Genomic DNA, 26,947 nt, shown 5'->3' with positions numbered 1-26,947 from the left:
TGCCGCCGGCCATGCGTCCGACGCCGCTCAGGTGACGACCCTGTCCATGCAGCGCCGTGCCCAGGCACGGGCATCGGCGTCGATGGCCAGAAGATCTTCCAGGCACACCGGTTTGGAGGGCGCCATGCCTTCGAGAGTTTCCCGGTTGATGCGGTAGATCTGGTCGAAGCGCAGCCTCCCATCGAGGAAAGCTGCGACGGCCACCTCGTTGGCGGCATTGAGCACCGCCGTGCTGCCCGGCGCCCCCCTGAGCGCCTGCCAGGCCAGTTGCAGGCCGGGGAAGCGGTGCGCGTCGGCCGGCTCGAAGCTCAGGCCCGCGAGCGCCGAGAAATCCAGCGGTGCCGCGCCAGACGCCATGCGCTCCGGCCACGAGAGGCCATAGGCAATCGGCACCCGCATGTCGGGCGTGCCCAGTTGGGCGACGATCGAACTGTCGTGGAACTGCACCATCGAGTGGATCACGCTTTGCGGATGGATCACGACCTCGATGCGCTCGGGCGGCAGACCGAACAGATAGCGCGCCTCGATCACCTCCAGCGCCTTGTTCATCATGGTCGCGGAATCGACCGAGATCTTGCGGCCCATCACCCAGTTGGGATGTGCGCAGGCCTGCTCGGGCGTCACATCGGCCAGGGTGCCGGGATCCCGCTGGCGAAACGGACCGCCCGAGGCCGTCAAAATGATCTTGTCGACACGCCGGTCCCAACTCGCCGGGTCGTCGGGCAGCGACTGGAAGATCGCCGAATGCTCGCTGTCGATGGGCAGCAGCAGACCACCGCCCTGTCGCACGGTGTCCATGAACAGGTCACCCCCGACCACCAGCGCTTCCTTGTTGGCCAGCAGCAGGCGCTTGCCGGCACGCGCGGCCGCCAGGCTCGGTGCCAGGCCAGCCGCGCCGACGATGGCCGCCATCACGGCATCGACTTCGGGCGCGGCGGCAACGTCGCACAGCGCCTGCGGGCCGGCTTCGACCGTCGTATCGATGCCGGCCTCGGCCAGGCGATCGCGCAGCTGCGCGGCGGCGCCCTCGTCGGCCATCACGGCGATGCGCGGGCGAAACTGCCGGCACTGCTCGACCATCAGGTCCACCTGGCGCGAGGCAGACAGGGCAAACACCTCGAAACGTTCCGGGTGGCGTGCCACCACATCCAGGGTATTGGTGCCGATCGAGCCGGTGGAGCCCAGAACGGTCAATCGCAGGCATTGGTCGGTCATGGCAACTCCGTCAGCATAAGGGCCACAGGCAGAACCGGCAGCAGCGCGTCGACGCGGTCGAGCACGCCGCCATGCCCGGGCAACAAACCGCTGGAGTCCTTGACGCCAGCGCTGCGCTTGACCAGCGACTCGGCCAGGTCACCGACCACGCTCATCACGGTCAGCAGCACCATGCCGGCCGCCAGCCAGGGCCAGCCACGCCCTTGCAGCACGCCGAAAATGCTCAGGGAATCGTCGGGCCACAGGCTGTCAAACCAGAGCCAGAACACGGCCAGCGCGCACACACCGATGAAGCCGCTGATGGCCCCCTCCCAACTCTTGCCCGGACTGATCGATGGGGCGAGCTTGCGGCGCCCGAACGACTTGCCGCCGAAATAGGCGGCGATGTCGGCCATCCAGACCAGCGTCATGACCGACAGCAGATAGACCAGGCCGATCCGGCGCGCTTCCACCAGGGCCAGCCAGGCAGCCGCCAGCAGCAGCATGCCACCAGCGAGTCGGGCCGCTCGGGGCCAGGCGGCCCAGCAGGCCACACCTCGCCGCAGCAACACTGCACCGAGCACGAACCAGGCCACGCCGGCCACCAGCCAGACCTGGGGCAACCAGGCCTGCAGCAGCGCCCCCCACCACAGGGAGGCCATCGCCACACCCAGGCCGATGCCCAGCGACAGCGCGGCGCCCGTACCGAGGCCATTGAGCCGAGCCCACTCCCAGCCGGCGGCCGCGATCAGCACCAGCGTCAGGGCCGCAAACGGCACCACCGCCGGATGAAACAGCGCCGGCAACAGGAAGGCCAGCAGCACCAGCGCGGTGATGACGCGCTGCTTAAGCATGCGTCGGTCCGCCCACCGCTGCGGCCTGCACACCACCCACCTGCTCCGGGGTCTTGCCAAAGCGCCGTTCACGGGCGGCGTAATCGGCCAGCGCCGCGTCCAGCGCAGCCTCGTCGAAGTCGGGCCACAGACAGGGCGTGAAATGGAATTCGGTGTAGGCGCTTTGCCAGAGCAGGAAGTTGCTGATGCGCATCTCGCCGCCGGTGCGGATCAACAGGTCCGGATCAGGCACGTGCGCCAACGCCAGCGCGGCAGACAGGCTGCTCTCGGTGATCTCCTGGCCCTGTGCCGCCAGGCGCCGCGCGGCCTGCACGATATCCCAGCGTCCGCCGTAGTTGAAGCAGACATTGAGCAGCAATCGCGTGTTGCCCGCCGACGCCCGCTCGGCATCGGCCAGCCCCTGTGCCACGCGCGCCGACAGGCCCTCGCGCGCACCCGGAAAAAACACCCGCACACCGTTCTTGTTCAGGCTGGGCACCTCACGGCTCAGTGCCATGCCCAGCAACTGCATCAGACCCGACACCTCGTCGGCTGGCCGGTTCCAGTTCTCGGATGAAAACGCGAACACCGTGAGCACCTGGATACCCCGGTCCAGACAGGCCTGAACCACGCGCCGCAGCGCCTCCACACCCTGCTTGTGGCCCGCCACCCGAGGCATGTGGCGCCGCTTGGCCCAACGGCCATTGCCATCCATGACGATGGCCACGTGGCGGGGCAAACGCGGGTCACCCGCAACGGGCAGGGGCTGTTCTTTCATCGTCGGCACAGCAACAGTGGACTCGGGGCGCAGGCAGCACGTATGGCTCAAACGGCCATGATGTCCTGCTCCTTGGACGATACGATCTTGTCGACTTCGGCGATCATGCGATCGGTCAGCTTCTGGATGTCGTCCTGCGCGCGGCGCTCGTCATCTTCCGACACCAGCTTGTCCTTGAGCAGGCGCTTGACATGCTCATTGGCATCGCGGCGCAGGTTGCGCACCGCCACCTTGGTGTTTTCACCTTCGCCACGCGCCACCTTGGTCAGTTCCTTGCGCCGTTCTTCGGTCATCGGCGGCATGGGCACGCGGATCAGGTCACCCTGGCTGGCCGGATTCAGACCCAGATCGGATTCGCGAATGGCCTTTTCAATCTTGGCCCCCATGCCTTTTTCCCACGGCGCGACACCGATGGTGCGGGCATCGAGCAAGGAGAGATTGGCCACCTGCGACAGCGGCAACATGGAGCCGTAATACTCGACATGCACCGTGTCCAGCAACTGGGGATTGGCACGGCCGGTACGCAGTTTGGACAGGTTCGCCTTGAGCGCTTCGATGGACTGTTGCATCTTGTGCTCGGCGTTCTTGCGGATCTCGGGAATGCTGCTCATGACGGTTCCTCTTGTCGAAGACGGGGTGGAGGCAGAACGCATCGCGGTCAGACGTGCACCAGGGTGCCTTCATCGCCCCCCAGCACCACATTGCGCAACGCGCCCTGCTTGAAGATCGAAAATACCTTGACGGGAAGCTTCTGGTCACGGCAGAGCGCGAACGCGGTCGCGTCCATCACCTGCAGGTTCCTGGCCATCGCCTCGTCGAAAGAAATGGCGGTGTAGCGCGTGGCGGACGGATCCTTCTTCGGATCGGCCGTGTAGACGCCGTCAACCTTGGTCGCCTTGAGCACGATCTCGGCGCCGATTTCGGCGCCCCGCAGAGCCGCCGCCGTGTCGGTGGTGAAGAAGGGATTGCCGGTGCCGGCAGCGAAGATCACCACCTTGCCCTCCTCCAGGTACTGCAACGCCTTGGGCCGGACGTAGGGCTCAACCACCTGGTCGATCGCGATGGCCGACATGACGCGGGCCACCACACCGGTCTTGTCCAGCGCATCGGCCAGTGCCAGCGAATTCATGACCGTGGCCAGCATGCCCATGTAGTCGGCCGTGGCGCGATCCATTCCGACCGCACCGCCCGCCACCCCGCGGAAGATGTTGCCACCGCCGATCACGATGGCCACCTCGACCCCCAGGCGGGTCACCTCGGCGATCTCCTCGACCATCCGCACGATGGTGGTGCGGTTGATACCAAAGGCGTCATCGCCCATCAGGGCTTCGCCGGAGAGCTTGAGAAGTATCCGTTTGTAGGCAGGCATGGGATGTCCTGGGCTGGAACGAAGGAGGAGATCGGCTTAACCGTCAAGTGTACCCAGCCGCCGGCACCCGTTCGTGGGAGGGCACCGCGGATAGGCAAAAAAAGTCGCCACGGGCGCGCATCACCGGAACGGTGAACGGCCCACGCAACAACGGGCCTTGCGGCCCGTCGAGTGCTGTGCACAGCAAAGGCTGGTGCAACCAGCCGTGTCAGGTCAGGCGCCCTGGGCGGCCGCGACCTGGGCAGCGACTTCGGCAGCGAAGTCGTCCGCCTTCTTCTCGATGCCCTCGCCCACCACGTACAGGGTGAAACCTTTGATCGTGGTGTTGACGGACTTCAGGTACTGGCCCACCGTCTGCTTGCCATCAGCGGCCTTGACAAACACCTGGTCCAGCAGCGACACCTCCTTGAGGTATTTCTGCACCGAGCCCTCGACCATCTTCGCCACGATGTCGGCCGGCTTGCCGGATTCGGCCGCCTTGGCCTCGGCCACCGAGCGCTCACGGGCAATCAGCTCGGCCGGCACGTCGGACGACGACAGGGCCACCGGTTTCATCGCCGCGATGTGCATGGCCACGTCCCTGGCCGCCACGGCGTCACCCTCGAATTCGACCATCACGCCGATGCGGCTGCCGTGCAGGTAGGACACCAGTTGGGCTCCACCGCTGTAGCGCTTGAAACGGCGCAGAGACATGTTCTCGCCGATCTTGCCGATCAAGCCCTTGCGGACCTCTTCCAGCGTCGGACCAAATCCGTCCTGGCTGTAGGCCAGGGCACCCAGGGCGTCCAGATCGGCCGGGTTGTGCTTGGCCACCAGTTCGGCAGCGGCCTGGACCATCGCCAGGAAGCTGTCGTTCTTGGTGACGAAGTCGGTTTCGCAGTTGACCTCGATCAGGGCGCCGGTCGTGCCCTCGATGAAACCGGCCACGGCGCCTTCGGCGGTCACACGCGACGCTGCCTTGCCGGCCTTGGTGCCCAGCTTGACGCGCAGGATCTCCTCGGCCTTGGCCATGTCGCCGTCGGCCTCGGTCAACGCCTTCTTGCACTCCATCATGGGAGCGTCGGTCTTGGCGCGCAGTTCGGCCACCATGCTTGCGGTAATTGCCATCGTATGTTCTCCATGGGCCGCGTTGCCCGCCTCGGGCCGCACGGCAGTCGGTGATTGGAAATGGGCCGGCGAAAAGGGGGCTGCGAGAGCCCCCCCCTTGTGCGACCCTGAACGAAAATCAGGCGGCAGCAGCGTCGTCGACTTCGACGAATTCGTCACCGCCTTCGGCGGCAGCGGCCTTGGCCACCTCGGTCACGGCATTGGCGCGGCCTTCGAGCACGGCGTCGGCGATGCCACGGGCGTACAGCGCCACGGCGCGGGCCGAGTCATCGTTGCCGGGGATCACGTAGTCGATGCCGACCGGCGAGTGGTTGGTATCCACCACACCCACCAGCGGGATGCCCAGCTTCTGCGCTTCGGCCACGGCGATCTTGTGGAAGCCCACGTCGATCACGAAGATGGCATCGGGCAGCGCGGTCATGTCCTGGATGCCGCCGATGTCCTTCTCGAGCTTTTCCATCTCGCGGGTGAACATGAGCTGTTCTTTCTTGCTCATGTTGTCCAGGCCCGCTTCCTTCTGGGCCTGCATGTCCTTCAGGCGCTTGATGGACGTCTTGACGGTCTTGAAGTTGGTCAGCATGCCGCCGAGCCAGCGCTGCTCGACGAAGGGCATGCCGGCGCGGCGGGCTTCCTGGGCGACGGTCTCGCGCGAGGTGCGCTTGGTGCCGACGAACAGGATGGTGCCGCGATTGGCGGCCAGCTGGCGCACGAACTTCTGGGCTTCCTCGAACTTGGGCAGCGTCTTCTCGAGGTTGACGATATGAATCTTGTTGCGGGAACCGAAGATGAACGGAGCCATCTTGGGGTTCCAGAAGCGGGTCTGGTGGCCGAAATGGACACCGGCTTCCAGCATTTCGCGCATGGAGATCGACATGATTTTCTTTCCTGAGGTTGGGACTAAAATCCGGCCCCGATCGCCCGGCGAAGGCCAGGCTATCTGGCTCGATTCGCACGAACAACACCCGGGTGGGCCGGTTTGCGATTTGCATCACGCTTGCGCCTTCGATATGGCAGTTCCGCCAGGGCGGCCCGCAAATCGAAGGACAATCAGGCGCAAAGCCGGTCGATTATAGCATTCGCCCTACCGGGCCCTTCCCCCTTTTCCTCCCATCACCATGCCTCCACCCGTCTCGAGCCACTGCGCCCGGTCGTTGCTCCCTGTTCCCGCGCCGGAGGCACGCCAATGAGGATCGCCGTCATCGGAGCGGGCGTGGTTGGCGTGGCCACGGCGCTCGCGCTCGCGCGACGCGGCCACGAACCGGTGGTATTCGACCGCCGTGCCACCATCGGTGAGGAAGCCAGTTTCGGCTGCACCGGCCTGGTCACCCAAGGCTGGCCATGGCCATGGCCGCTCGGCGCAGACCCCATGCCTGCCTGGGGAAGCCGGGCGGCGCCAGGCTGGCTGGGCTGGGTACGGCGCACGACAGCGGGCGCCGACACCGCTGCCCTGGCGGCATGGGTGCGCCATGCGCGCGCGCTCATTCAGCTCGGCGAGGACCTGTTGGACCCGCCCCAGGCCCACCTGGCCACCGGTGATGCGGACAGTGAAGACACGCCGCCGTCCAGCGATGGCCTGCTCGTGTTCTGGCGCCATGCCGATGACCATGATCGCGTCAGGGAGCGGCTCGATCAGTTGGCCGACGCGGGCCTGACCCTGGAAGGGCTGGACATCGACACGGTGCGTTCGCTGGAGCCCGGCCTTGATCCGGACACGCCGCTGGCACGCGTGCTGCGCATCGGCCAGAGCTTCACCGCCGTGCCACGGCAGGCTGCCATGCGCTGGCGCAACGAGGCGCTGGCCGCCGGAGCCCGGTTCGAGATGGCGCATGAGGTCTTGGGCATGACGCCGGGCGAGCGGCCGCGACTGCGCTGGCGCGCACCCGACGACGAGGCGCCGCACGAAGCCGCCTTCGACGCCGTGGCCGTGTGCGCCGGCGCGGCCTCCGCCGGCTTGCTGCGTGCAGCGGGCTGGCGCGGCCAGTCCTGGTTGCTGCAGGGCAAATCGGTGAGCGCACCACTGATGGATGCCGTGTTCGCGCCGCGCCACCCGGTGTTCGACGCCGACCGTCAGACGCTCCTGGTGACCCAGGGCGGCCGCCTGCGCATCGCGGGTGCGTTCGCCGCCGCCCGCGCGTCGGCACCGGCCAGCCCGCGTGAAGCCTACGCCGACCTGTACCGCGCGTCGGAGGACTGGTTTCCCGGCGCCGCCCGGCTGCGCGGCCAGCACCAGGGCACCGTCCAGCACTGGGAGGCCCTCATCAGCCGCAGCCGGGACGGCTTGCCCCTGATCGGCGTCTGCGGTCTGCCCGGCATCTGGGTGAACATGGACCACGGTGCGCAGGGCTGGGCGATGGCGCCAGGCAGCGCCCGGCTGCTGACGGCACTCATCGAACGCGCGCCAACACCCATCGAAGCGGAACCCTTCTCACCGGGGCGATGACCCCGTGCCCCGGCGGCGGCAAAGCTATCATGGGGTATGCGTCTTCTGCCTGATTGCCGCCCCGCCCCGCTGCTGAACATCGCGTCAACGCGCACCTACGAAACCGCGCTGGCCAGACACCTGCCTCCCCATGAACTGATGAGGCGCGCCGGACTGGCACTGGCACGCCTGACGCTGGCGCTGCACCCGCATGCCCGTCGGCTATGGGTAGCCTGCGGGCCGGGCAACAACGGTGGTGACGCGCTCATCGCCGCGAGCCACCTGCAGCGCTGGCGCCACGAGCGCGGCGGCGGTCCCGACCTCCACGTCAGCCGCTGCCCCGGGGCCGGCGATCCACCCACCGATACGGCGTGGGCACTGGCACAGGCTCACGCCAGTGGAATCACCATCCACGACGCACCTCCGGACACCTGGGACGCCGCCATCGATGGATTGCTCGGCATCGGTGCCACGCGTGCGCCGACCGGCTCCCTGGCCGAACACTGGTGCGCCCTGTTCACGGCCGATCAGCCCGTGCTGTGCGTCGACCTGCCCAGCGGACTCGCTGCCGACACCGGGCAGTGGCTGATGCCCGGGGACGCGCACCCCGCACCGTGGCAGCCCCGTGCCACGCTGACGATGCTGACCGGCAAGCCCGGGCTGTTCACCGCCCAGGGGCGCGATGCGGCCGGCCAGGTGTGGCTGGCCCCGCTGGTCGATGCCTCCCCACCCACGGCCGACGCCTGGCTCGGTGCCACCACGGCGGAGGCCGCGCCACGCCTGCATGCAACCCATAAGGGCAGCCAGGGTGATGTGGTGGTGATCGGCGGGCAGGACATCCGGCCCGCAGGCCTGGGCATGACGGGCGCCGCCGTGCTGGCCGCGCGTGCGGCGCTGCACGCGGGCGCCGGACGGGTCTACCTGGGCCTGCTCGATGCCGATGGGGGTGCGCCCGGCTGGGATCCACTGTGCCCGGCGCTGATGTTCCGGCGCCCCGACCTGCTGGTGGATCCGGCATTGCTGGACAGCGCGGTCACGGTCTGCGGCTGCGGCGGCGGGCAGGCCGTGGCCAGCCACCTGCCGTCCGTGCTGCGACATGCGCGCCGCCTCGTCCTGGACGCCGACGCGCTGAACACCATCGCAGCGCACGAGGCCATGCGGCATCAGCTCGTGCGCCGTGCCGAACACCCCGGGCAGGTCACCGTGATCACGCCCCACCCCCTGGAGGCTGCCCGGTTGCTGGGCACGGGCAGTGCCGAGGTTCAGGCCGACCGGCTCGGCGCCGCGCAGCAACTGGCCGACCGGCTGGGCGTCATCTGTGTCCTCAAAGGCTCGGGCAGCATCATTGCCAGCCCCGGACAAGCACCCGTCATCAACCCGAGCGGCAATGCGGCACTGGCCACGGCCGGTACCGGCGACGTGCTGGCCGGCCTGATCGGCAGCCTGCTGGCGCAACCGACGCCGGCGGATGGCGACGCCCCGGCCACGGTGGCTCGGGCCGTGTTTCTGCACGGCCAGACCGCCGACCGCTGGGTGGCCGCCACACCGGGCCGGCACCTGGATGCCGGCACCCTGGCCATGCTGCTGGCAGGCTGAGCGCTTTCAGCCCAGCAGCATCAGACCGACCTGCAGCAGCACCAGCAGCACCAGCACCGACAGGTCCACACCGCCGACGGTCGGCACGATGCGCCGTACCGGCCGCACGATCGGCTCGCACAGGCGGTACAGCGTGGCCATCAGGGGTGACTGCGGCTGGACCCATGACAGAACGGCATAGACCAGCAGCAGCACCATCAGACCCTGCAGCAGCACACGGACCAGCAACTTCAGGCCAATGACGAGGATCATCGACAGCGAGGCGGCAGCCGACAGGTCCGCCCCGTAGACCAGATCCAGCGCCAGCGCGCGGATGACACCGTAGGCCAGCGCCAGCGCCAGCGCCGCCACCAGACTGCCCCAGTCGATGCGGCCCTGGGCCAGCGGGCGTGGCAGCACGCGCCGGACCGGCTTGACCAGCCAGTCGGTGAGCGCCATCACGAAGCGGCCGGGCTGCGCCCTCATGTGGATGCGCAGGTGGTTCATCCAGGCGCGCAGCAGGGCCGAGCCGATGAGCAGAAAGAATGCCGTCTCCAGCAAGAAGAAAAGGATCTCCATGGTGTCTGGCGCCGGTCAGCGACGCGATTTGCGGCCTCGGGGCGGCGTGGCGGAGCCACGGCCCTTGCGAGCCGGCGCACTGGCGGCCGCCCGCACGGCCCCCTGCAGGCTTTTTTCCTCCGGCGCGGCGTCGGAGGCCCTCTTGCGCCGGGTCTCCCCCGCCCCCCTGGTGCGCCCCGATGAGCCATCGCCGGTCTTGTCCCGCATGGCCCGCTGCAGCAGCTCTTCGTCGCCCTGCACCAGGCGGAAATCGATGCGCCGGCCGTCCAGATCCACCCGGCTGACCTGCACCTGCACCCGCGTACCGAGCGCATAGCGGATGCCGGTGCGTTCGCCGCGCAGTTCCTGGCGCGCCTCGTCGAAACGGAAGTACTCCCCGCCCAGTTCGGTGATGTGCACCAGACCCTCGATGTACATCGCATCCAGCGTCACGAACAGGCCGAAGCTGGTCACGGCCGTGACCACACCCGAGAACTCCTCGCCCAGATGCTCGCGCATGTACTTGCACTTGAGCCAGGCCTCGACATCACGGCTGGCCTCGTCGGCACGGCGCTCGTTGGCGCTGCAATGCAACCCTGCCGCCTGCCAGGCCTGCATTTCGGCGGTGAGCTTTTTCTGCGCGGCCACCGACGCCGGCGTTGCGCGGCTGGCGAGACGCTTGCTGAGCTTGGCGTGCGCCTCGCCCGGGGTCGGCAGTGCCGGCAGCTGGTAGCGCTGCCTGAGCAAAATGGCCTTGATCACGCGGTGCACCAGCAGGTCCGGGTAGCGCCGGATCGGGCTGGTGAAGTGCGTGTAGGCGTCGAAAGCGAGCCCGAAGTGACCTTCGTTGACCGGGGTGTAGATCGCCTGCGACATCGAGCGCAGCAGCATGGCATGGATCTGCGGCGCGTCGGCGCGGTCCTTGGTGGCGCTGGCAATGTGCTGGAATTCCGAGGGGTGTGGCGCGTCACTGATCGTCTGTGGCACGCCCATGGCCTTGAGGTAGGCACGCAGCACCTCCTGCTTTTCGGGGGTAGGACCTTCGTGCACGCGGAACAGGCCGGCATGCTTGTTCTGGCCGATGAAATCGGCGGAGCACACATTGGCCGCGAGCATGGCCTCTTCGATCAGCTTGTGGGCGTCATTGCGCACGCGCGGCACGATTTTCTCGATCCGGCCCGCATCGTCGCAGACGATCTGGGTCTCCACGGTCTCGAAATCGACCGCGCCACGCGCGTTGCGCGCCGCCAGCAATGCCCGGTAGACATCGTGCAGGCTCAGCAGGTGCGGCACCAGCGCCTTGCGGTTCTGTGCCTCCGGCCCCCGGGTGTTTTGCAGGATGGCGGCCACCTCGGTATAGGTCAGCCGCCCGTGGCTGTGCATCACCGCCGGATAAAACTGGTAGGCATGGATCTCGCCCTTGGCGTTGATCAGCATGTCGCAGACCATGCACAGGCGGTCCACGTCGGGGTTGAGCGAGCACAGCCCGTTGGAGAGCTTTTCCGGCAGCATCGGGATGACGCGGCGCGGGAAGTACACCGAGGTGGCGCGGTCGTACGCGTCGATGTCGATGGGTGAGCCCGTCTTCACGTAATGGCTCACGTCCGCGATGGCAACCAGCAGGCGCCAGCCCTTGCCGCGCCCGACCCTGGCCGGCTCGCAGTACACGGCATCATCGAAGTCACGCGCATCCTCGCCGTCGATCGTGACCAGTGGCACGTCGCGCAGATCCACCCGCTGGCGCAGGTCGGACGGCCGCACCTTCTCGGGCAGCGCCCGGGCTTCGGCCAGGGCGGCTTCGGAGAACTCGTGCGGCACACCATACTTGCGCACCGCGATTTCGATTTCCATCCCGGGATCGTCGATCTCGCCCAGCACTTCCTTGACCCGGCCCACGGGCTGACCGTAGAGGGCCGGCGGCTCGGTCAGCTCGACCACCACCACCTGCCCCGCCTTGGCGGCACCGGTGGCCCCCTTGGGAATGAGCACATCCTGCCCGTAGCGTTTGTCTTCCGGCGCCACCAGCCAGACCCCGCTTTCCTGCAGCAGGCGGCCGATGATGGGTGCGTTCGAGCGCTCGATGATTTCGGTGACACGGCCCTCGGGCCGGCCCTTGCGGTCCACACGGACGATGCGTGCCTTGACGCGATCCTTGTGGAGCACGGCCCTCATCTCATTGGAGGGCAGATAGATGTCGGGTTGTCCGTCGTCACGGACGACGAATCCGTGGCCGTCACGGTGACCGGAGACGGTGCCTTCGAATTCGGCCAGCAGGTGGTTTTTTTCGTTCACTATGGATTTGAGTCTTGGGGAAATGCTATACTAGCGGTTTCCTGAGATGCCCAGGTGGCGGAATTGGTAGACGCACTAGTTTCAGGTACTAGCGCCGAGAGGCGTGGAGGTTCGAGTCCTCTCTTGGGCACCACCATCATATAGCCATGAAGAAGGCTTGCCAGCGGTAGCGCGGCAAGCCTTTTTTTTCTTTTTTGCATCGCCCGTCCGCAGCTTCGGACCCGTCCGCAAAAAATGTGAAGACACTGGCGTAACCTGAAAAAAATGCGCTACAATGCCAGCTTCCTGAGATGCCCAGGTGGCGGAATTGGTAGACGCACTAGTTTCAGGTACTAGCGCCGAGAGGCGTGGAGGTTCGAGTCCTCTCTTGGGCACCAAAACATACGAAAAAGCCTGCTGGGATCCAGCAGGCTTTTTTTTCTTGGCCGGTCCGGCTTTTACACCGGCAGGCCGACCAGGTCGTGCCCCTCGGCCGCGACGATCCGGGCCTTGGTGAACTCACCGACCTTCATCGTCTTGCTGATCTTCTCGGGCGGCAGCAGGCGCACCACACCATCGATCTCGGGCGCATCGGCGTAGCTGCGTCCGAGGCCTCCCTTTTTGCCCAGACCCGGCGCCGAGTCCACCAGCACCTGCATGGTGGCGCCCACGCGCGAGCGCAGCTTCTCGACCGACACGGCCTCGGCCACGGCCATGAAGCGGGCCTGACGCTCCTGACGCAGCTCGTCGGGCACCGGATCGGGCAGTTCATTGGCCGCGGCGCCATCGACCGGCGAATACGCAAAGCAGCCGGCGCGGTCGATGCGCGCCTCTTGCACGAAATCCAGCAGATGCTGGAACTCGGCTTCCGTCTCGCCGGGGAAGCCCGCGATGAAGGTGCTGCGCACCACGATCTCGGGGCAAATCTCGCGCCAGCGCGCGATGCGTTCCAGGTTCTTCTCGCCGCTGGCCGGGCGCTTCATGCGCCGCAGCACGTCGGGGTGGCTGTGCTGCAGTGGCACGTCCAGATACGGCAGCACCAGGCCCTCGGCCATCAGCGGGATCACGTCGTCCACATGCGGATATGGGTAGACGTAGTGCAGGCGCACCCAGGCACCGTGGGCACGGGCGAGCTCGCCCAGTGCCCGCACCAGATCGAGCATGCGCGTCTTGACCGGCTTGCCGTCCCAGAAACCGGTGCGGTACTTCACGTCCACGCCATAGGCCGACGTGTCCTGGCTGACCACCAGCAACTCCTTCACGCCGGCCTCGAACAGCTTGCGCGCCTCGGTCAGCACATCGCCGATCGGCCGGCTGACGAGGTCGCCACGCATGGACGGGATGATGCAGAAGGTGCAGCGGTGGTTGCAGCCCTCGCTGATCTTGAGGTAGGCGTAGTGGCGCGGCGTCAGCTTGATGCCCTGCGGGGGCACCAGGTCGGTAAACGGGTCATGCGGCTTGGGCAGGTGCTGGTGCACCGCCTCCATCACCTCGTGGGTGGCGTGGGGACCGGTCACGGCCAGCACGCTCGGGTGGATCTGCTGCACCAGGTTGGCACCGCCCTCGCCTTCGCGCGCACCCAGGCACCCGGTGACGATGACCTTGCCATTCTCGGCCAGGGCCTCGCCGATGGCGTCCAGGCTTTCCTTCACGGCATCGTCGATGAAGCCGCAGGTGTTGACGATCACCAGGTCGGCGCCATCGAAGGTTTTGGATGTGCGGTAGCCCTCGGCACTGAGTTGCGTGAGGATGAGTTCAGAGTCCGTCAGGGCCTTGGGACAGCCAAGGCTGACGAATCCGATCTTGGGCGTTTCGGCGCCCGGCAAAGCGTGGGATGCGGTCATGGGACAGGATTGTCTCAGACCCGCCCCCACCGTGCAGCACGGCGGGCAGCCTCAGCGTTTCAGACCGAACGCCGAGAGCATCTGCTCGCTGTTCTTTTGCATCTGCTCCTGCATCTGCGTGAACGCGTTGCGCGACTGCTCCAGATAGGCACCCATCATGCCCTGCATCATGGGCGACTGCATGTTGACGAACTGCTGCCACATCTCCGGGGTCAGCCCCTTGGACTGCTCGGCCATCTTGGCCTGCAGGTCCATGAACACCTGGACATTCTTTTCCAGGTAGGCGCCCATGTAGCCCTGCATGGAATGGCCATAGAAGCGGATGATGTTGGCCAGGATCTGTTCTGTAAATATCGGTACGCCCGCGGTTTCCTCTTCCAGGATGATCTGCAGCAGGATGCTGCGCGTCAGATCGTCGTTGGTCTTGGCATCACGCACCACGAAGGGCTCGCTGTCCATCACCAGCGCCTTGACCTCGGCCAGCGTGATGTAGGACGATGTGTCGGTATCGTAGAGACGGCGGTTGGGATACTTCTTGATAACGCGCACCCCGGGCTGACGGGAGCTGTTGTCGGCGGCCTGGCTTTTCTGCACGGTGGGCTTTCGCGGGAAGGAACAGGAACAAGGGGCAAGCAGCCCGCATACCGGGGCGGGCATGCGGCCATTCTAAGAGCCCCTGCGTGCACCGCAGCATGGGTTTTCCCTTGGAGGAGGCGCAGGCGGGCACCAGCCTATGGATTCGCCTCCGGTGGCGGCACCTTGAATACCTGCCGCAGGTAGGCCAGAAAGGTCTGGTCGTCGCACAAGGTCTTGCCGGGCGAGTCGGACAGCTTGGCCACCGGCTGCCCGTTGGCGCTGGCCAGCTTCATCACGATGTTCAGCGGCTCCAGCCCCATGTCGTTGGTCAGGTGGGTGCCGATGCCAAAGCCCACCTGCGTGCGATCGGCCAGCGCACGGTGGATGTCGAAGGCCTTGTCGATGGTCAGTCCGTCGGAGAACACCAGGCGCTTGGTGCGCGGGTCGATGCGCAGCTTTGCATAATGGGCCAGCGCCTTGCCGGCCCACACCAGCGGATCGCCCGAGTCGTGTCGCAGGCCATCGAACAGCTTGGCGAAATACAGGTCGAAGTCGGCCAGAAAGGCGTCCATGCCGATCACATCGGTCAGCGCCACACCCAGGTCGCCCCGGTACTCCTGCACCCAGTCCTCCAGCGCGGCCTTTTGCGAGTCGCGCAGCCGGACCCCCAGCGTCTGGTAGGTCTGCAGGTACTCGTGCGCCATGGTGCCCATGGCGACCAGGCCCAGCTCCTTGGCCAGCAGGACGCTGGACGTGCCCTTGAACACCCGGGGCAGGCGCTTGGCGAGCGTGGCCACGACCTCGCGCTGCCAGGCACCCGAGAAGCGCCTGCGCACGCCAAAATCGGTGACCTCGAAGGGGTACCAGCGGGTGCTGTCCCGCTCGAACGCCTGCATGCGCGCGATCTTGTCGTTCAATCGCCGACGGCCCTCAGCCAGCGCGGCGGCCTGATCGAAGCGCCGGAAATACAACTCGTTGACGATGGCCAGCACGAAGATTTCGAAGGCCATCACATGCACCTGCGGCCCTTTGGCCACGACGCGCAGCACATCGCCCTCGGCCCAGGCCCGGATGAACGCACGCTGGAAGTGGAAGATGCGCAGGAAGTCGACGAAATCGCTCTTGATGAAGCGCAGCCCGCCCAGATACGCCAGTTCGTCCTCGCGAAACTGCAGCGCGCACAGCGCATCGAGCTGCTGTTGCAGCTCGGGCAACAGCGCCGCCAACGGGAAGGCCGGCGGGTGGCGGCAGATGAAGTGGTACTCGGCCTGCGACTGGGGGAAACGGTGCAGCATGGCCTGCCACATCGTGAACTTGTACAGGTCGGTGTCCAGCAGGCTGGTGATGATGGGGGTCATGAACGCTTTCCCTGGTGCGCGAAGAGCCGGGCTCCCCGGAGCGTAACCGGGTTTCGCCGCAGGGTCAGCTCATGGCCGACGAACCCTCCTCTGGCACCTCAGGGCCGAAGCACTTGGCCTGATCACAGCAATCGGCGCAGGTTGGCGACTTGCAGATCAGGATCTCCTCGCGCAGGCACAACTGGCGGTAGAAGAACTTCTTCCACTTCATGTTCTGGTGGTTGGCCGCGGCCAGCGCCGGGAAGGCGTGGGCGATCAGGGCCGAGAGTTCATCACGCGAGTTCAGCCCCAGGTCTTGCCAGAGGTGGCGGTCGCCCAGGCTGGCGCAGGCCGGCCGCGCCGATCCAGCCGATGCCGAACATGACGCCCGAGACCATGCCGACCCGCCCCGGCACGGCCTCCTGCGCGTACACCACCAGCGCGGCGAAGGCGGACGACATGAGCAGGCCGACCGCGATGGCCAGCACCGCGGTCCAGGCCAGGCTGGCGTAGGGCAGCGCCAGCGCGAACGGCGCCACGCCCAGGAACGAGATCCAGATGACGGCCTTGCGGCCGATCCAGTCGCCCACGGGGCCGCCGGCGAAGGTGCCCACGGCCACCGATCCCAGGAAGATGAACCGGTAGACTTGGCTTTGCTGGACGCTCACGCCGAAGCGCTCGATCAGATAAACGGTGAAGCAGTTCGTGAACGCGGCGATGTACACGAACTTCGCGAACATGAGGATGGCAACCACCACGATGGCGCGGATGACTTCTTTCCCGCCCAGCCCGCCCGCCTGGCTGCAGGCCAGGCTGTTGACCCGGCCTGGCCGTGGTTCAGTGTCCGGCCGGTGAGGTACGAGAGCACCAGGATCGCCAGCACCGCGGCCAGCATCAGCCAGGCGATGGCCACCTGGCCATGGGGAATCACGATGGCGGCGGCCAGCAGCGGGCCGATCGCCGAGCCGGTATTGCCCCCGACCTGGAAGGTCGACTGGGCCGTGCCGAAGCGCCCGCCCGAGGCCATGCGCGCGACGCGCGAGGCCTCGGGGTGGAAGGTGGCGGAGCCGACGCCCACCACGGCCGAGGCGACGAGCAGCATCGGGTAGCTGGTGGAAAAAGCGAGCAAGGCGCTGCTGGCGCAGCCCGCCGACACCGCCACCGCCGCCGACTGGGCGGCCAGGGCGGCGTGGGCACCAAGACCATCCACCGGCTTTTCATGAAGGAAACCGGCATGAGCTCCGCGCAGTGGCGCGAACAGGCCCCCATCTGCTGCTGGCGCTGCGCAGGATCGCCGAAGGCGAGCGGATCATCGACATCGCTCTCGACTGCGGCTACGCCAGCCAGAGCGCCTTCAGCGCCATGTTCCGGCGCCACTTCGGCACGCCCCCTTCAGCTCAATCGAATTGCAAGGAGCGCAGCTTTCGGCGGGAGAGATCGGGCCGCTGAAGACGCACGAGGAGCGCTGGGTGGACTTGACGCCGCCCGCCATGATGGCGTTCAAGGCTGTGCGCGGCGCGTTCTCGGACGATGACGGGCACATTTTCTGGAACCCCATTACCAGCCGAGCCTGAGGCGATGCTGGCGGCTGTGATGGGGGCCCGCCCAGGACAAGGATCTGGCCAAAGCGTCCTGATCGTCCCATATTCGTCTCAACAGGCGCCAGCGAGCAGGACCAAAAAACGAAAAAACCCTCGCAAGCCAAGGACTTGCGAGGGTTTTGAATTGGTAGGCGCAATTGGATTCGAACCAACGACCCCCACCATGTCAAGGTGGTGCTCTAACCAGCTGAGCTATGCGCCTGTGTTCTTCGTGATCAGCGAAGAACGAAATTATAGCATCATTTTCGGCGCACGGATCGCACACCCTGCACGTCGCTGAGCACCGCCATGGCCCTCGTCACCTGGCGCGCATCGCTCACCTCGATGGTGAAGGTCATCCAGGCCGTGCCCTTGACCGACTGGGTCTGCACACCGATGACGTTCATCTTCTCGCGCGCGAAAACATCGGAGATGTCGCGCAGCAGGCCCTGGCGGTCCAGCGCCTCGACGGCCACATCCACCGGATAAACCGTGGGTCGGCCATCACGCCCGGCCTGCGCATCGCCGCCCCACTCGACGTCAATGACCCGGTCGGGGCTCTTGCGCTGCAAATGGGCAAAATCGGTGCAGTCGGCACGGTGGATGCTCACGCCCTTGCCGCGTGTGACGAAGCCGCGGATGTCATCGGGCGGCGCCGGCTTGCAGCAACGCGCCAGCTGGGTCATCAGCGAATCGACCCCGACGACCAGCACGCTGCCGGACGACGGCGTCTGGCTCTTGCGGGGTTTGCGCAGCAGCACCTCGGCATCGGACGAAACGGCCGGCTCACTGGGACGCAGGTGTGCCTCGATCGCCCGCAGCGACAGCTCGTCCTTGCCCACCTGCTCGAACAGCTCCTGCGCCGAGGCCAGTCCCAGCGCCGCCGCCAGTTCGTCGTGGCGGATCGATGTCTTGCCCTCACGCTGCAGCAGTTTTTCCACCGCCTCACGGCCGCGTGCCACCGTCTGTTCCAGCGCCAGCGCATTGAACCAGGCGCGCACCTTGCTCTTGGCACGGTGGCCGACCAGGTAACCCAACTCGGCGTTGAGCCAGTCGCGCGAAGGACCACCCTCCTTGGCGGCACTGATTTCGACCGTCTGGCCGTTTTGCAGCGGTGTGTTCAGCGGCACCATGACGCCATCGACCCGTGCACCACGGCAGCGATGGCCCAGGTTGGTGTGCACCGCATAGGCGAAATCCACGGGTGTGGCCCCCTTGGGCAACTCGACGATCGCGGCATCGGGGGTCAGCACATAGATGCGATCGTCGAACAGGTTCTGCGTGGCTCCACTAAGGTCGCGTTCCCAGGCCAGCAGTTGGCGCAGCACGGCGATCTTCGCGTCGTACTCGGAACTGGCCGAGACACCGGCGTAGCCCTTGGCGCCCGCCTCCTTGTACGCCCAGTGCGCCGCCACACCATGCTCGGCATGGTCGTGCATGGCCTGGGTACGGATCTGGATCTCGAACGCCCTGCCCTGCGCATCGCGCACCACCGTGTGCAGCGACTGGTAACCGTTGGGCTTGGGCTTGGCGATATAGTCGTCGAACTCTTCCGGCAGCGGTATGAAACGCGCATGCACGTACGCGAGCACGGCGTAGCAGTCATCAATGTGCGGCACCACCACGCGCAAAGCGCGGATGTCGAACACCTGACCGAAGTCGAGCGACTTGCCACGCATCTTCTTGACGATGCTGTAGATGTGTTTGGGCCGCCCCTGCACCGATGCCTCAATGCCCTGTGCGCGCAGGGCCTGTTCGAGTTCGGCACGGACCTGCTCGACGTGCTGCTCGCGCTCGACGCGCTTTTCATCCAGCAGGCGCGCCACCTCGCGGTAGGTCTGGGGCTCCAGGAAGCGGAAGGCCAGGTCTTCCATTTCCCATTTGATCTGCCAGATGCCCAGTCGATTCGCCAGCGGTGCGAACACGTGCAGGGCCTCCCGGGCCAGGGCCTCGCCCGGGTTGCCCTTGATGGTGGCGAAGTAGCGCAGGGTCTGCAGGCGCGACGCCAGGCGCAACATGACCACCCGCAGGTCGCGCGAGAACGCCAGCAGCATCTTGCGCACGTTCTCGGTCTGGCTGGCGGCCAGCTCGGACACCGGCTGTTTGCTGGCCGACGTCGGTTGCAGCGCCGGATCCTGGGCCGCCAGGCGCTCCTCGGCCTTCTTGGCCTGTGCCTCGGCCGCCTTCAGGCGTGCCTGGTGCTGCAGCCGCACCAGCTTGTTCGTCTCGACCGCCAGGGCGGCGTAGTTCTCCCCGAAGGCCTTGGCAATCACCTCCTGCGGGCGATTGAGGTACTGACAGGCGTAAACCAGATAAGTGGCCGCCTGCATGGCCTCGGAGCCACCGATGTCGCGCAGGATGGCCGCCACCGCATCGGCATGGGCGAGCGTGTTTTCGCCGGTATCCAGGCTTTCGCAGGCCAGCAGCGGCTCGGCGAAGGCGCGCGCGCGCGCCAGCGCCTGGTGGTCGTCGGGCATGCCCGCCGATGTTGCGGCCACGATGGCCGACGATGCCACCGGCACCTTCGGAGCACCTGTCGAAGCCGGTGCCGTCACCACGTCAAGGTCAAGTTCACTGCTGGGAGGATTCATGGTCGTCCGGCAAAGTGTCAATCCAGCACGAAGGCAGCCACCGCATCCACCTGGTCATCGCTCACCAGCGTGGGCGCATGACCCACCCCGGCGAACGTCACGCAGCGCGCGCGCGGCCCACGGGACGCCATGGCCCGGGCCGTTTCGGGCGTCAGCAGGTCGGAGTCGGCACCGCGCAGCAACAGGGTCGGCGCCGTGATCTGATCGTACAACGCCCAGAGCGCCGCCTCCCCCTGTTCGAGCGCCTGGCGCGACGCCGCCTCGTCCGGCTGGGTCATCAGGGCGCGCACCGGCTCGGCAATCGCCGGGTCGTAGTGCAGCCGCCAGCGTCCCCCGCACTCGCGCAGCATGGGCCGCGACAGCGCCAGCCACTGGGCCGGGCTGTGCGGTCCGAAGCCGGCCGAGATACCGGCCAGATAGTCCACCGCCTCCTGCTCGGAGGCGAACGACGGGTCGAGGCCCAGGTAGCTGGCGATGCGTTGCAAGGCTTCCCAGCGGATGAGCGGCCCGACATCGTTGAGCACCAGGCGCCGCAGGCCCACCGCCGGCTGCGCGGCCAGCGCGATACCGATCAGGCCGCCCATGCTGGTGCCCACCCAGTCCAGGCGCGCGGCCGGCATGTCCTGGCGCAAGTGGGTGATGAGTGCCGTCAGGTCCGCCACGTAGGTACCCAACTGGTAGGCCATGGGATCGGCCAGCCAGTCGCTGTGGCCCCGCCCGGCCACATCCACCGCCACGACACGGGCCCGAGAGGCCAGATGGCGTGCCAGGACGTCGAAGTCGCGCCCCTGGCGCGAGAGCCCGTGCACGCAGACGACGATGTGGTCCTGCGGGCCCGCACAGGGCCAGTCCCACCAGGCCAGGCGCCGCGGCCGGCCTCCCCGCGCCGCGGGGCCAGGCACTGTCAGAAAATTGAGCTGGGGAGCCAGTTCAGGCCGGTCCATGCGTTCGCTCCGTGATAATGGTTCCGCTGTCGTTCAATCAATCGTAATGGAACTGGAGATCACCGATGCTCAAGAACAAGACTGCCCTCGTCACTGGGTCGACCAGCGGGATCGGCCTGGGCATTGCCAAGGCGCTGGCGCGGCAGGGCGCCAACATCGTCCTGAACGGTTTTGGTGATGTTGAGGGCCCGAAGGCCGAGCTCGCCGCATTGGGCGTGCAAGTGGATTACCACGGAGCCGACATGAGCAAGCCCGCCGAGATCGAGGACATGATGACGTTCGCCGCCCGCCGCTTCGGGCGGGTCGACATCCTCGTGAACAACGCCGGTATCCAGCACGTGGCGCGGGTGGAGGATTTCCCGGTCGAGCGCTGGGACGCGGTGATCGCCATCAACCTGTCCAGTGCCTTTCACACCAGCCGCCTGGCCCTGCCGGCGATGCGCGCAGCCAACTGGGGCCGCATCATCAACGTGGCTTCGGTCCACGGGCTCGTCGGCTCGGCCGAGAAATCGGCCTATGTCGCGGCCAAGCATGGCATCGTCGGCCTGACCAAAGTCACCGCGCTTGAAACCGCGCCCACAGGCGTGACCTGCAACGCCATCTGCCCGGGCTGGGTGCTCACCCCGCTGGTGCAACAGCAGGTCGATGCCAAGGCCCAGGCGCTGGGCCTGTCGAACGAGGAAGCCACCCGGCAACTGCTGGCCGAGAAAGAACCGTCGATGCAGTTCACCACACCCGACGAGCTGGGCGAACTGGCCGTGTTCTTTTGCTCGCCCGCCGCCAACAACGTGCGCGGCGTCGCCTGGAACATGGACGGCGGCTGGGCAGCGCAGTAAACAGCGCCCCCACGCTCCGCCGCTGCGCGGGTCGCTGCCCCCCAAGGGGGCTGATCCCGCCTTGGGGCGGCCCGGCGGCGGGATCGGCCAGCGCCCCCACGCTCCGCCGCTGCGCGGGTCGCTGCCCCCCAAGGGGGCTGATCCCGCCTTGGGGCGGCCCGGCGGCGGGATCGGCCAGCGCCCCCACGCGCCGTCACTGCAGCTGGATGCTGCCGGAGACCGTGACCTGCACCGTGGTGCGCCCCGCTTCCACCGGTATGGCGGCATCCCCCGCCTCGAAGGATTTGGCGGCAGCCATCATCACCGGGCGCGGCATCCCGCCGCCGCTGTCGGTGCTGCTGACGGACACCTCGCGCAGTGTGTAGGTGGTGAAGCCGAACGACCGCGCAATGTCGTCGGCACGGGCCCGAAAGCGTTCGATGGCCGCGCGCTGCACATCGGCCTCCAGGGCCTGGCGGGCCTGGCGCGACAGCGTGAAGTGGCTGCCCGCCATGGTCAGTGACGTCAGGCGGCCGGCGGTACGGGCGATGAGCTCGAAATCGCGGCCTTCAAGGACGAGCTGTGCCGAGCCCACCCAGGTGGCAATGCGCCCGTCCTTGGCATAGCGCGGGTTCAGACTGAAGTCGCCCGTGCGCACCTCCATGTCAGGCGCCCGCTCGTGCGGACGGGCCAGCTTGAGGGCTTCATCCAGCGCTTGCCGGATCTGCGTCTGCACCTGTGCCGCGTCGCTGCCCTCGCGCGTGACCGACATCTGCAGCACCAGCCGGTCCTGCGCCACTTCCTGATAGGCCGAGGCCATCAGGTTGACCACATTGGCCGGCCCCTCGGGGAGGCGCTCCTGCGCCAGCGCGGGCGCCCACCCCAGCGACCAGGCCACGGCCAGGGCAGCGGCCATCGGGCCTGCGGCAGGCCTCCAGGCACCACGGGATGCCGTCGTCCGGCCACGCAGCGGCTTCAGCAGGCGTTGCATCATTTCAGGGGGGTCTCCTGCGCCTGGTTGCGCAGCCATTCGCGCATCTTGCGGCGTTCGTCGTCGGACATGCGGTAGGGTTCGGCCATGGCCGGCTGCACATTGACCGGTTGGCGCAGGCTCTCGCGCAGGCGCGGCGCCCGTTCCCCGGTCGCCGTGGGCGCCGGCGTGACGACAACCCCCAGCACCTGGTCGGCTGGTGGCGTGTGCGGTGGCTGCAGCGCAGGGCCCCCGGCGAGAACAGGGCCTGCGGCAAGGCCCGCCAGCCACAGGGCAATCGAACAAGATTTCATCATGATGCCTAGTATGCGCAACGCAGGCATTGTGTGATGCGCGCCATGGTAAACGCGTGACGTACCGGGGCAACAAATGTAACATGCTGTCAAAAATACAAAAAACAAGGCATGACAAGGACTTGCCGCTGCCACAATCGCGTTTGTTACATATTTGGAGAGTTGCCCTCATGCCACAAACCAATCCCCGCCCGAACAAGATCCTCGTCGTCGACGATGACGTGCGCATCCGCGACCTGCTGCGCCGCTACCTGATGCAAGAGGGTTTCGAGGTCATGCTGGCCGAGGATGGCAAGGCCCTGAACCGGGTGTTGCAGCGCGATGCTGTCGACCTGATCGTGCTCGACCTGATGATGCCCGGCGAGGACGGCCTGTCCATCTGCCGCCGCCTGCGCACCAATGGTGACCGCACGCCCATCATCATGCTGACCGCCAAAAGTGAGGACGTGGACCGCATTGTCGGCCTGGAGGTCGGCGCCGACGATTACCTGGGCAAACCATTCAACCCGCGCGAGCTGCTGGCACGCATCCACGCGGTGCTGCGCCGGCGCCCGCCCACCGAAGTGCCGGGTGCGCCATCGCAGGAAGCCGAGAACGTGAAGTTCGGCCCGTTCGAATTCGACCTGAGCCTGCGCACACTGCGCAAGGACGGCCAGGACCTGCCCCTGACCACCGGCGAGTTCGCCATGCTCAAGGCGCTGGTGCGCCATCCGCGCCAGCCGCTGTCGCGCGAGAAGCTGGCACAACTGGCGCGCGGCCGGGAGTTCGAGCCGTTCGACCGCAGCCTGGACGTGCAGGTTTCGCGCCTGCGCAAGCTGATCGAGGAAGACGCCTCATCGCCGCGCTACCTGCAGACCGTGTGGGGTGTCGGCTACGTGTTCGTTCCCGACGGCGGCGCCTGATGGCCGAAGAGTCGCAGGTTGCGTTCGAGACGGCGCCGACACCACTGGAGACAGCGCCGGCGCCGCTGGAGGCGCGCCGCCCACGCGAGGTCAGCCTGTTCTGGCGGACCTTCTTCCTGTTGGCGCTGCTGCTGCTGGGCTGCTTTGCGGCCTGGCTGCAGACCTTCCGTGCCCTGGAGTTCGAGCCCCGCGTGCTGCAAAGCGCCCAGCAGATCGCCTCGCTGGTCAACCTCAGCCGGGCCGCGCTGGTGCATTCGGACTCCATCGCGCGGGTGTCGCTGGTCAAGACCCTGGCCGACGAGGAAGGCGTGCGCATTGCGCCGCGCGAGCCGACCGATTCCTACCAGGCCTACGGTACCGATGGCCTGACCCGCGGTGTCAGCGAGCGCCTGCAGGCGCGCCTGGGTGCCGACACCATCGTGGCCAGCGAGGTCAACGGGTCACCCGGCCTGTGGGTGGGCTTCACCATCGATGGCGACCCCTACTGGCTGCTGACCGACCCCTCCCGTCTGGGCCTCGTGACCGGCAGGACCTGGTTGATCTGGCTCGGCATCGGCGCGGCGCTCTCGCTGACAGGCGCCGCCGTCATCGCACGCCTGATCAACAACCCGCTCAAGAAACTGTCGCTGGCCGCCAGCCGCGTGCGCGAGGGTGATTTTTCCTCCAGTCGGCTCAATGAGGCGGTCGCCACCAGCGAAATCCGCGAGGTCAATATCGGCTTCAACCGGATGGCCCAGCGCCTGTCCAAGATCGAGCAGGACCGGGCCCTGATGCTGGCCGGGATTTCTCACGACCTGCGCACACCGCTGGCACGGCTGCGGCTGGAAACCGAGATGAGCGTGGAAGACCCCCAGGCGCGGGAGCACATGGCGGCCGACATCGACCAGGTCAACGCCATCATCGACAAGTTCCTCGACTACGCGCGGCCCGACCACATCAGGACCGAACCGGTGAACCTGAACCAGGTGCTGGACGCCGCCATCTTCGCGCTGGGCAATGATCCGAACCTGGCCATCACCCTGCACGTGCCGCCCGACACCATGGTCATGGGCGATGGTGTCGAGCTGCAGCGCGTGTTCTCGAACCTGCTGGAGAACGCACAGCGTTACGGGCGCGAGCCGGTCACCGGCGTGTGCCGGATCGAGATCGCGGCCAAGCCCAAGGACGATTGGGTGCTCATCAAGCTGCGCGACCACGGCAAGGGCGTTCCCCCCGAGGTGCTTTCGCAGCTGACGCAGCCCTTCTTCCGGGGCGATGCCTCACGCAGTTCGGCCAAGGGCACAGGGCTGGGCCTGTCGATCGTCGAGCGTGCGGTGCAGCACATGGGCGGGCGCTTCGCCGTGGCCAACAGCAGCACCGGCGGCCTGGCCGCCCACATGAAGCTGCGCAAGTTCAGGCCCAAGGCGGCCAAAGGCGAAGACAAGACCCCGCCCGCCAGCGTGCCGGCGCCGCGCGCCGAAGACACCCAGACGGCAGCCCAGGCCACGTAAGCGCCCGCGCCGAGGTCGCGCCGTCGGGGCGTACCGAGGAGCCGGCTTCGCCGGCCACCCATCCCCCCCCTCGACACACGGCAGGCTCGCCGCGCAGGGGTAAAACCGCGTCAGTGTCCCTGGGGGGAGGCCAGAAGCACCACGGCACGTGCCTCGATCGACAAACCCTGCCCGACCGGGCCGAGTCGCTCGGCGGTTTTGGCCTTGACGTTCACCCGGCCGGCCGGCAGGCCGAGCACGTCGGTGATGCGCGCGACCATGCCCGGGATATGCGGCGCGAGCCTGGGGGCCTGGGCCACGACCGTGGCATCGACGTTGCCGATCTCGAAACCGGCCTCGCGCACGCGCTGCGCCGCCTCGGCCAGCAGCGCGGCGGAGTCGGCACCGCGGAAGCGCTCGTCGGTGTCGGGGAAATGACGCCCGATGTCGCCCAGCGCGGCGGCGCCGAACAGCGCATCGGTGATGGCATGCAGCAGCACGTCGGCGTCGGAGTGGCCGAGCAGACCCGTCTCGTGCGGGATGCGCACACCGCCGATGATCAGTGGCCGGCCCGGCACCAGGGCGTGCACGTCACAGCCCTCGCCGATGCGATAGGGAATGGGGCTCATTGTCGGCTCCTGAGAATGGCCTCGGCCAGGGCGAAGTCTTCGGGGTACGTCACCTTGAAGTTCGCCGCGCTGCCAGGCACCAGGCGCGGCGCGTGGCCTGCCATCTCCATGGCGCTGGCCTCGTCGGTGACACCGGCAAAACCCCGGTCGGCATGCTGGCGCAAGGCCTCACGCAGTGCGCCGAGGCGAAACATCTGGGGTGTTTGTGCCAGCCATTTGTCTTCCCTGCCCACGGTGGCGCTGACACGGCCATGGGCAGCGACCTTGAGCGTGTCGGGCAGGGGCAGCGCCAGCAGGCCGCCCACGGGGTCATCCTGGCAGGCATCCACCAAGGCCTCGATCTGCTGCCTGGTGACCAGGCAGCGCGCGGCGTCGTGCACGAGCACCCAGTCCCGGTCATCCGCTCCGCGCGCGGACAGGGCGTCCAGGCCGTTGAGCACCGACTCGGCACGCGTCGCACCCCCCACCTGGGCCAGCACGACACGCTCGTCATCGATCGACAGGGTACGGTCACCCGGGGCCAGCACCACCACGATGGAGGCCAGGCGATCGCAACCCTTGAAGGTGGCCAGCGTGTGCAGCACCATCGGCTGGCCCAGCAAAGGCCGGTATTGCTTGGGCTCGGCAGTGCCGGCCCGCGTGCCGGTGCCGGCACAGGGAATCAGCGCATGCAGCCGCGCCGGGGTGGGGGCAATGGAGGATAGGTCTGTCATGGTGGCGCCTGCATTCTAAAATCGCGGCATGTCCCCCCCACCGCCCGCGGTCGGGGGGTTTTGCCATTTCCTCCGGCTTCCCATGGATCTGCCCAAGCTCACTCCCGGCAAACGCTTTCATCTGCCCCGCCCGGCGGGCGCTGCCGATGCCCTGCTGCT

General features: G+C 67.2%; 25 protein-coding genes, 3 tRNA genes and 1 pseudogene. 8 read left to right on the top strand and 21 right to left on the bottom strand.

The window, feature by feature from the left end:
- Nucleotides 1-27 precede the first annotated feature (27 nt).
- The 7 genes from ispC to rpsB all read right to left on the bottom strand — a co-directional run bounded on the left by ispC (nt 28) and on the right by rpsB (nt 6,155).
- Nucleotides 28-1,215, bottom strand: coding sequence for a 1-deoxy-D-xylulose-5-phosphate reductoisomerase (ispC, locus tag PHQ87_RS02600; protein WP_300230889.1), 1,188 nt, complete (start codon nt 1,213-1,215; stop codon nt 28-30).
- Complete coding sequence (locus PHQ87_RS02595) at nt 1,212-2,048, bottom strand: phosphatidate cytidylyltransferase (RefSeq protein WP_300230886.1); 837 nt, start codon at nt 2,046-2,048, stop codon at nt 1,212-1,214. The genes ispC and PHQ87_RS02595 overlap by 4 nt, the downstream gene beginning before the upstream one ends.
- Nucleotides 2,041-2,805, bottom strand: a complete 765-nt coding sequence (uppS, locus tag PHQ87_RS02590) for a polyprenyl diphosphate synthase (protein ID WP_300230884.1) — start codon at nt 2,803-2,805, stop codon at nt 2,041-2,043. Before uppS ends, PHQ87_RS02595 begins: the two co-directional genes overlap by 8 nt.
- Before the next feature lie 47 nt (nt 2,806-2,852).
- Entirely contained in the window at nt 2,853-3,416 is a 564-nt protein-coding gene (frr, locus tag PHQ87_RS02585) for a ribosome recycling factor (protein ID WP_300230882.1), read from the bottom strand.
- Nucleotides 3,417-3,463: 47 nt separating this feature from the next.
- Entirely contained in the window at nt 3,464-4,174 is a 711-nt protein-coding gene (gene pyrH / locus PHQ87_RS02580) for a UMP kinase (RefSeq protein WP_300230879.1), read from the bottom strand.
- 213 nt (nt 4,175-4,387) lie between these two features.
- Complete coding sequence (gene tsf / locus PHQ87_RS02575; protein WP_300230878.1) at nt 4,388-5,281, bottom strand: translation elongation factor Ts; 894 nt, start codon at nt 5,279-5,281, stop codon at nt 4,388-4,390.
- A 118-nt stretch (nt 5,282-5,399) separates the two neighbouring features.
- Nucleotides 5,400-6,155 carry a 30S ribosomal protein S2 gene (rpsB, locus tag PHQ87_RS02570; protein ID WP_300230877.1) on the bottom strand — a complete coding sequence of 252 codons (756 nt, stop codon included), beginning with the start codon at nt 6,153-6,155 and terminating at the stop codon, nt 5,400-5,402.
- A gap of 309 nt (nt 6,156-6,464) precedes the next feature.
- Here rpsB and PHQ87_RS02565 point away from each other — a divergent pair, with 309 nt between their 5' ends.
- Entirely contained in the window at nt 6,465-7,721 is a 1,257-nt protein-coding gene (locus tag PHQ87_RS02565; protein WP_300230875.1) for an FAD-dependent oxidoreductase, read from the top strand.
- A gap of 36 nt (nt 7,722-7,757) precedes the next feature.
- The gene (locus PHQ87_RS02560; protein WP_300230874.1) at nt 7,758-9,296 is read left to right on the top strand and encodes an NAD(P)H-hydrate dehydratase; all 1,539 of its coding nucleotides are present in this window, start codon (nt 7,758-7,760) and stop codon (nt 9,294-9,296) included.
- A gap of 6 nt (nt 9,297-9,302) precedes the next feature.
- Here the strand turns inward: PHQ87_RS02560 and PHQ87_RS02555 are convergent, their stop codons facing one another.
- Nucleotides 9,303-9,854, bottom strand: coding sequence for a YggT family protein (locus PHQ87_RS02555; protein WP_300230873.1), 552 nt, complete (start codon nt 9,852-9,854; stop codon nt 9,303-9,305).
- Nucleotides 9,855-9,869: 15 nt separating this feature from the next.
- Nucleotides 9,870-12,125 carry a ribonuclease R gene (gene rnr / locus PHQ87_RS02550; RefSeq protein ID WP_300230871.1) on the bottom strand — a complete coding sequence of 752 codons (2,256 nt, stop codon included), beginning with the start codon at nt 12,123-12,125 and terminating at the stop codon, nt 9,870-9,872.
- A gap of 48 nt (nt 12,126-12,173) precedes the next feature.
- On the opposite strand from rnr, the gene PHQ87_RS02545 reads away from it, so the two are divergent.
- Together PHQ87_RS02545 and PHQ87_RS02540 are read left to right on the top strand one after the other, a co-directional pair.
- A tRNA-Leu gene (locus tag PHQ87_RS02545) sits at nt 12,174-12,258 on the top strand.
- A gap of 159 nt (nt 12,259-12,417) precedes the next feature.
- A tRNA-Leu gene (locus PHQ87_RS02540) sits at nt 12,418-12,502 on the top strand.
- Nucleotides 12,503-12,562: 60 nt separating this feature from the next.
- Here PHQ87_RS02540 and rimO read toward each other — a convergent pair.
- From rimO to PHQ87_RS02515, 5 genes and pseudogenes are all read right to left on the bottom strand, one after another.
- Nucleotides 12,563-13,948: a 30S ribosomal protein S12 methylthiotransferase RimO gene (gene rimO / locus PHQ87_RS02535; RefSeq protein WP_300230869.1), complete on the bottom strand. Its 1,386-nt coding sequence runs from the start codon at nt 13,946-13,948 to the stop codon at nt 12,563-12,565.
- Between the two features lie 51 nt (nt 13,949-13,999).
- Nucleotides 14,000-14,542 carry a polyhydroxyalkanoate synthesis repressor PhaR gene (phaR, locus tag PHQ87_RS02530; protein ID WP_300230867.1) on the bottom strand — a complete coding sequence of 181 codons (543 nt, stop codon included), beginning with the start codon at nt 14,540-14,542 and terminating at the stop codon, nt 14,000-14,002.
- Between the two features lie 137 nt (nt 14,543-14,679).
- On the bottom strand, nt 14,680-15,882 hold the full coding sequence (gene pncB, locus PHQ87_RS02525) for a nicotinate phosphoribosyltransferase (protein ID WP_300230865.1): 1,203 nt from the start codon (nt 15,880-15,882) through the stop codon (nt 14,680-14,682).
- 64 nt (nt 15,883-15,946) lie between these two features.
- A complete protein-coding gene (locus PHQ87_RS02520; protein ID WP_320387794.1) occupies nt 15,947-16,168 on the bottom strand; it encodes a nitrogen fixation protein NifQ in 222 nt (73 codons plus the stop codon).
- Between the two features lie 40 nt (nt 16,169-16,208).
- A pseudogene (locus PHQ87_RS02515) lies at nt 16,209-16,993 on the bottom strand (MFS transporter); the annotation flags it as partial.
- Between the two features lie 116 nt (nt 16,994-17,109).
- Here PHQ87_RS02515 and PHQ87_RS02510 point away from each other — a divergent pair.
- On the top strand, nt 17,110-17,310 hold the full coding sequence (locus tag PHQ87_RS02510; RefSeq protein ID WP_300230863.1) for a helix-turn-helix domain-containing protein: 201 nt from the start codon (nt 17,110-17,112) through the stop codon (nt 17,308-17,310).
- A gap of 277 nt (nt 17,311-17,587) precedes the next feature.
- Here the strand turns inward: PHQ87_RS02510 and PHQ87_RS02505 are convergent.
- The 3 genes from PHQ87_RS02505 to PHQ87_RS02495 form a co-directional block, all read right to left on the bottom strand.
- Nucleotides 17,588-17,664 (bottom strand) — tRNA-Val (locus PHQ87_RS02505).
- A 37-nt stretch (nt 17,665-17,701) separates the two neighbouring features.
- Nucleotides 17,702-19,918, bottom strand: a complete 2,217-nt coding sequence (locus tag PHQ87_RS02500; RefSeq protein WP_300230861.1) for a bifunctional (p)ppGpp synthetase/guanosine-3',5'-bis(diphosphate) 3'-pyrophosphohydrolase — start codon at nt 19,916-19,918, stop codon at nt 17,702-17,704.
- 131 nt (nt 19,919-20,049) lie between these two features.
- A complete protein-coding gene (locus PHQ87_RS02495; protein WP_300230859.1) occupies nt 20,050-20,976 on the bottom strand; it encodes an alpha/beta fold hydrolase in 927 nt (308 codons plus the stop codon).
- Between the two features lie 65 nt (nt 20,977-21,041).
- Between PHQ87_RS02495 and PHQ87_RS02490 the strand changes: the two genes are divergently transcribed.
- Complete coding sequence (locus PHQ87_RS02490) at nt 21,042-21,812, top strand: 3-hydroxybutyrate dehydrogenase (protein ID WP_300230857.1); 771 nt, start codon at nt 21,042-21,044, stop codon at nt 21,810-21,812.
- 193 nt (nt 21,813-22,005) lie between these two features.
- Here the strand turns inward: PHQ87_RS02490 and PHQ87_RS02485 are convergent, their stop codons facing one another.
- Nucleotides 22,006-22,782: an SIMPL domain-containing protein gene (locus tag PHQ87_RS02485; protein WP_300230855.1), complete on the bottom strand. Its 777-nt coding sequence runs from the start codon at nt 22,780-22,782 to the stop codon at nt 22,006-22,008.
- Nucleotides 22,782-23,078: a hypothetical protein gene (locus PHQ87_RS02480; RefSeq protein WP_300230852.1), complete on the bottom strand. Its 297-nt coding sequence runs from the start codon at nt 23,076-23,078 to the stop codon at nt 22,782-22,784. The genes PHQ87_RS02485 and PHQ87_RS02480 overlap by 1 nt, the downstream gene beginning before the upstream one ends.
- A 167-nt stretch (nt 23,079-23,245) precedes the next feature.
- Between PHQ87_RS02480 and ompR the strand changes: the two genes are divergently transcribed.
- Both ompR and PHQ87_RS02470 read left to right on the top strand, forming a co-directional pair.
- Entirely contained in the window at nt 23,246-23,977 is a 732-nt protein-coding gene (gene ompR, locus PHQ87_RS02475; protein ID WP_300230850.1) for a two-component system response regulator OmpR, read from the top strand.
- Entirely contained in the window at nt 23,977-25,467 is a 1,491-nt protein-coding gene (locus PHQ87_RS02470) for a sensor histidine kinase (protein WP_300230848.1), read from the top strand. The genes ompR and PHQ87_RS02470 overlap by 1 nt, the downstream gene beginning before the upstream one ends.
- A 110-nt stretch (nt 25,468-25,577) precedes the next feature.
- Here the strand turns inward: PHQ87_RS02470 and ispF are convergent, their stop codons facing one another.
- Both ispF and ispD read right to left on the bottom strand, forming a co-directional pair.
- Nucleotides 25,578-26,075: a 2-C-methyl-D-erythritol 2,4-cyclodiphosphate synthase gene (gene ispF, locus PHQ87_RS02465; protein ID WP_300230846.1), complete on the bottom strand. Its 498-nt coding sequence runs from the start codon at nt 26,073-26,075 to the stop codon at nt 25,578-25,580.
- On the bottom strand, nt 26,072-26,788 hold the full coding sequence (gene ispD, locus PHQ87_RS02460; protein ID WP_300230843.1) for a 2-C-methyl-D-erythritol 4-phosphate cytidylyltransferase: 717 nt from the start codon (nt 26,786-26,788) through the stop codon (nt 26,072-26,074). The genes ispF and ispD overlap by 4 nt, the downstream gene beginning before the upstream one ends.
- Between the last annotated feature and the right edge of the window lie 159 nt (nt 26,789-26,947).

Source organism: Hydrogenophaga sp. (genome assembly GCF_028698005.1).
In the GTDB taxonomy this organism is placed as follows: Bacteria; Pseudomonadota; Gammaproteobacteria; order Burkholderiales; family Burkholderiaceae_C; genus Hydrogenophaga.
This window is presented reverse-complemented; position numbering and strand designations above follow the sequence as displayed.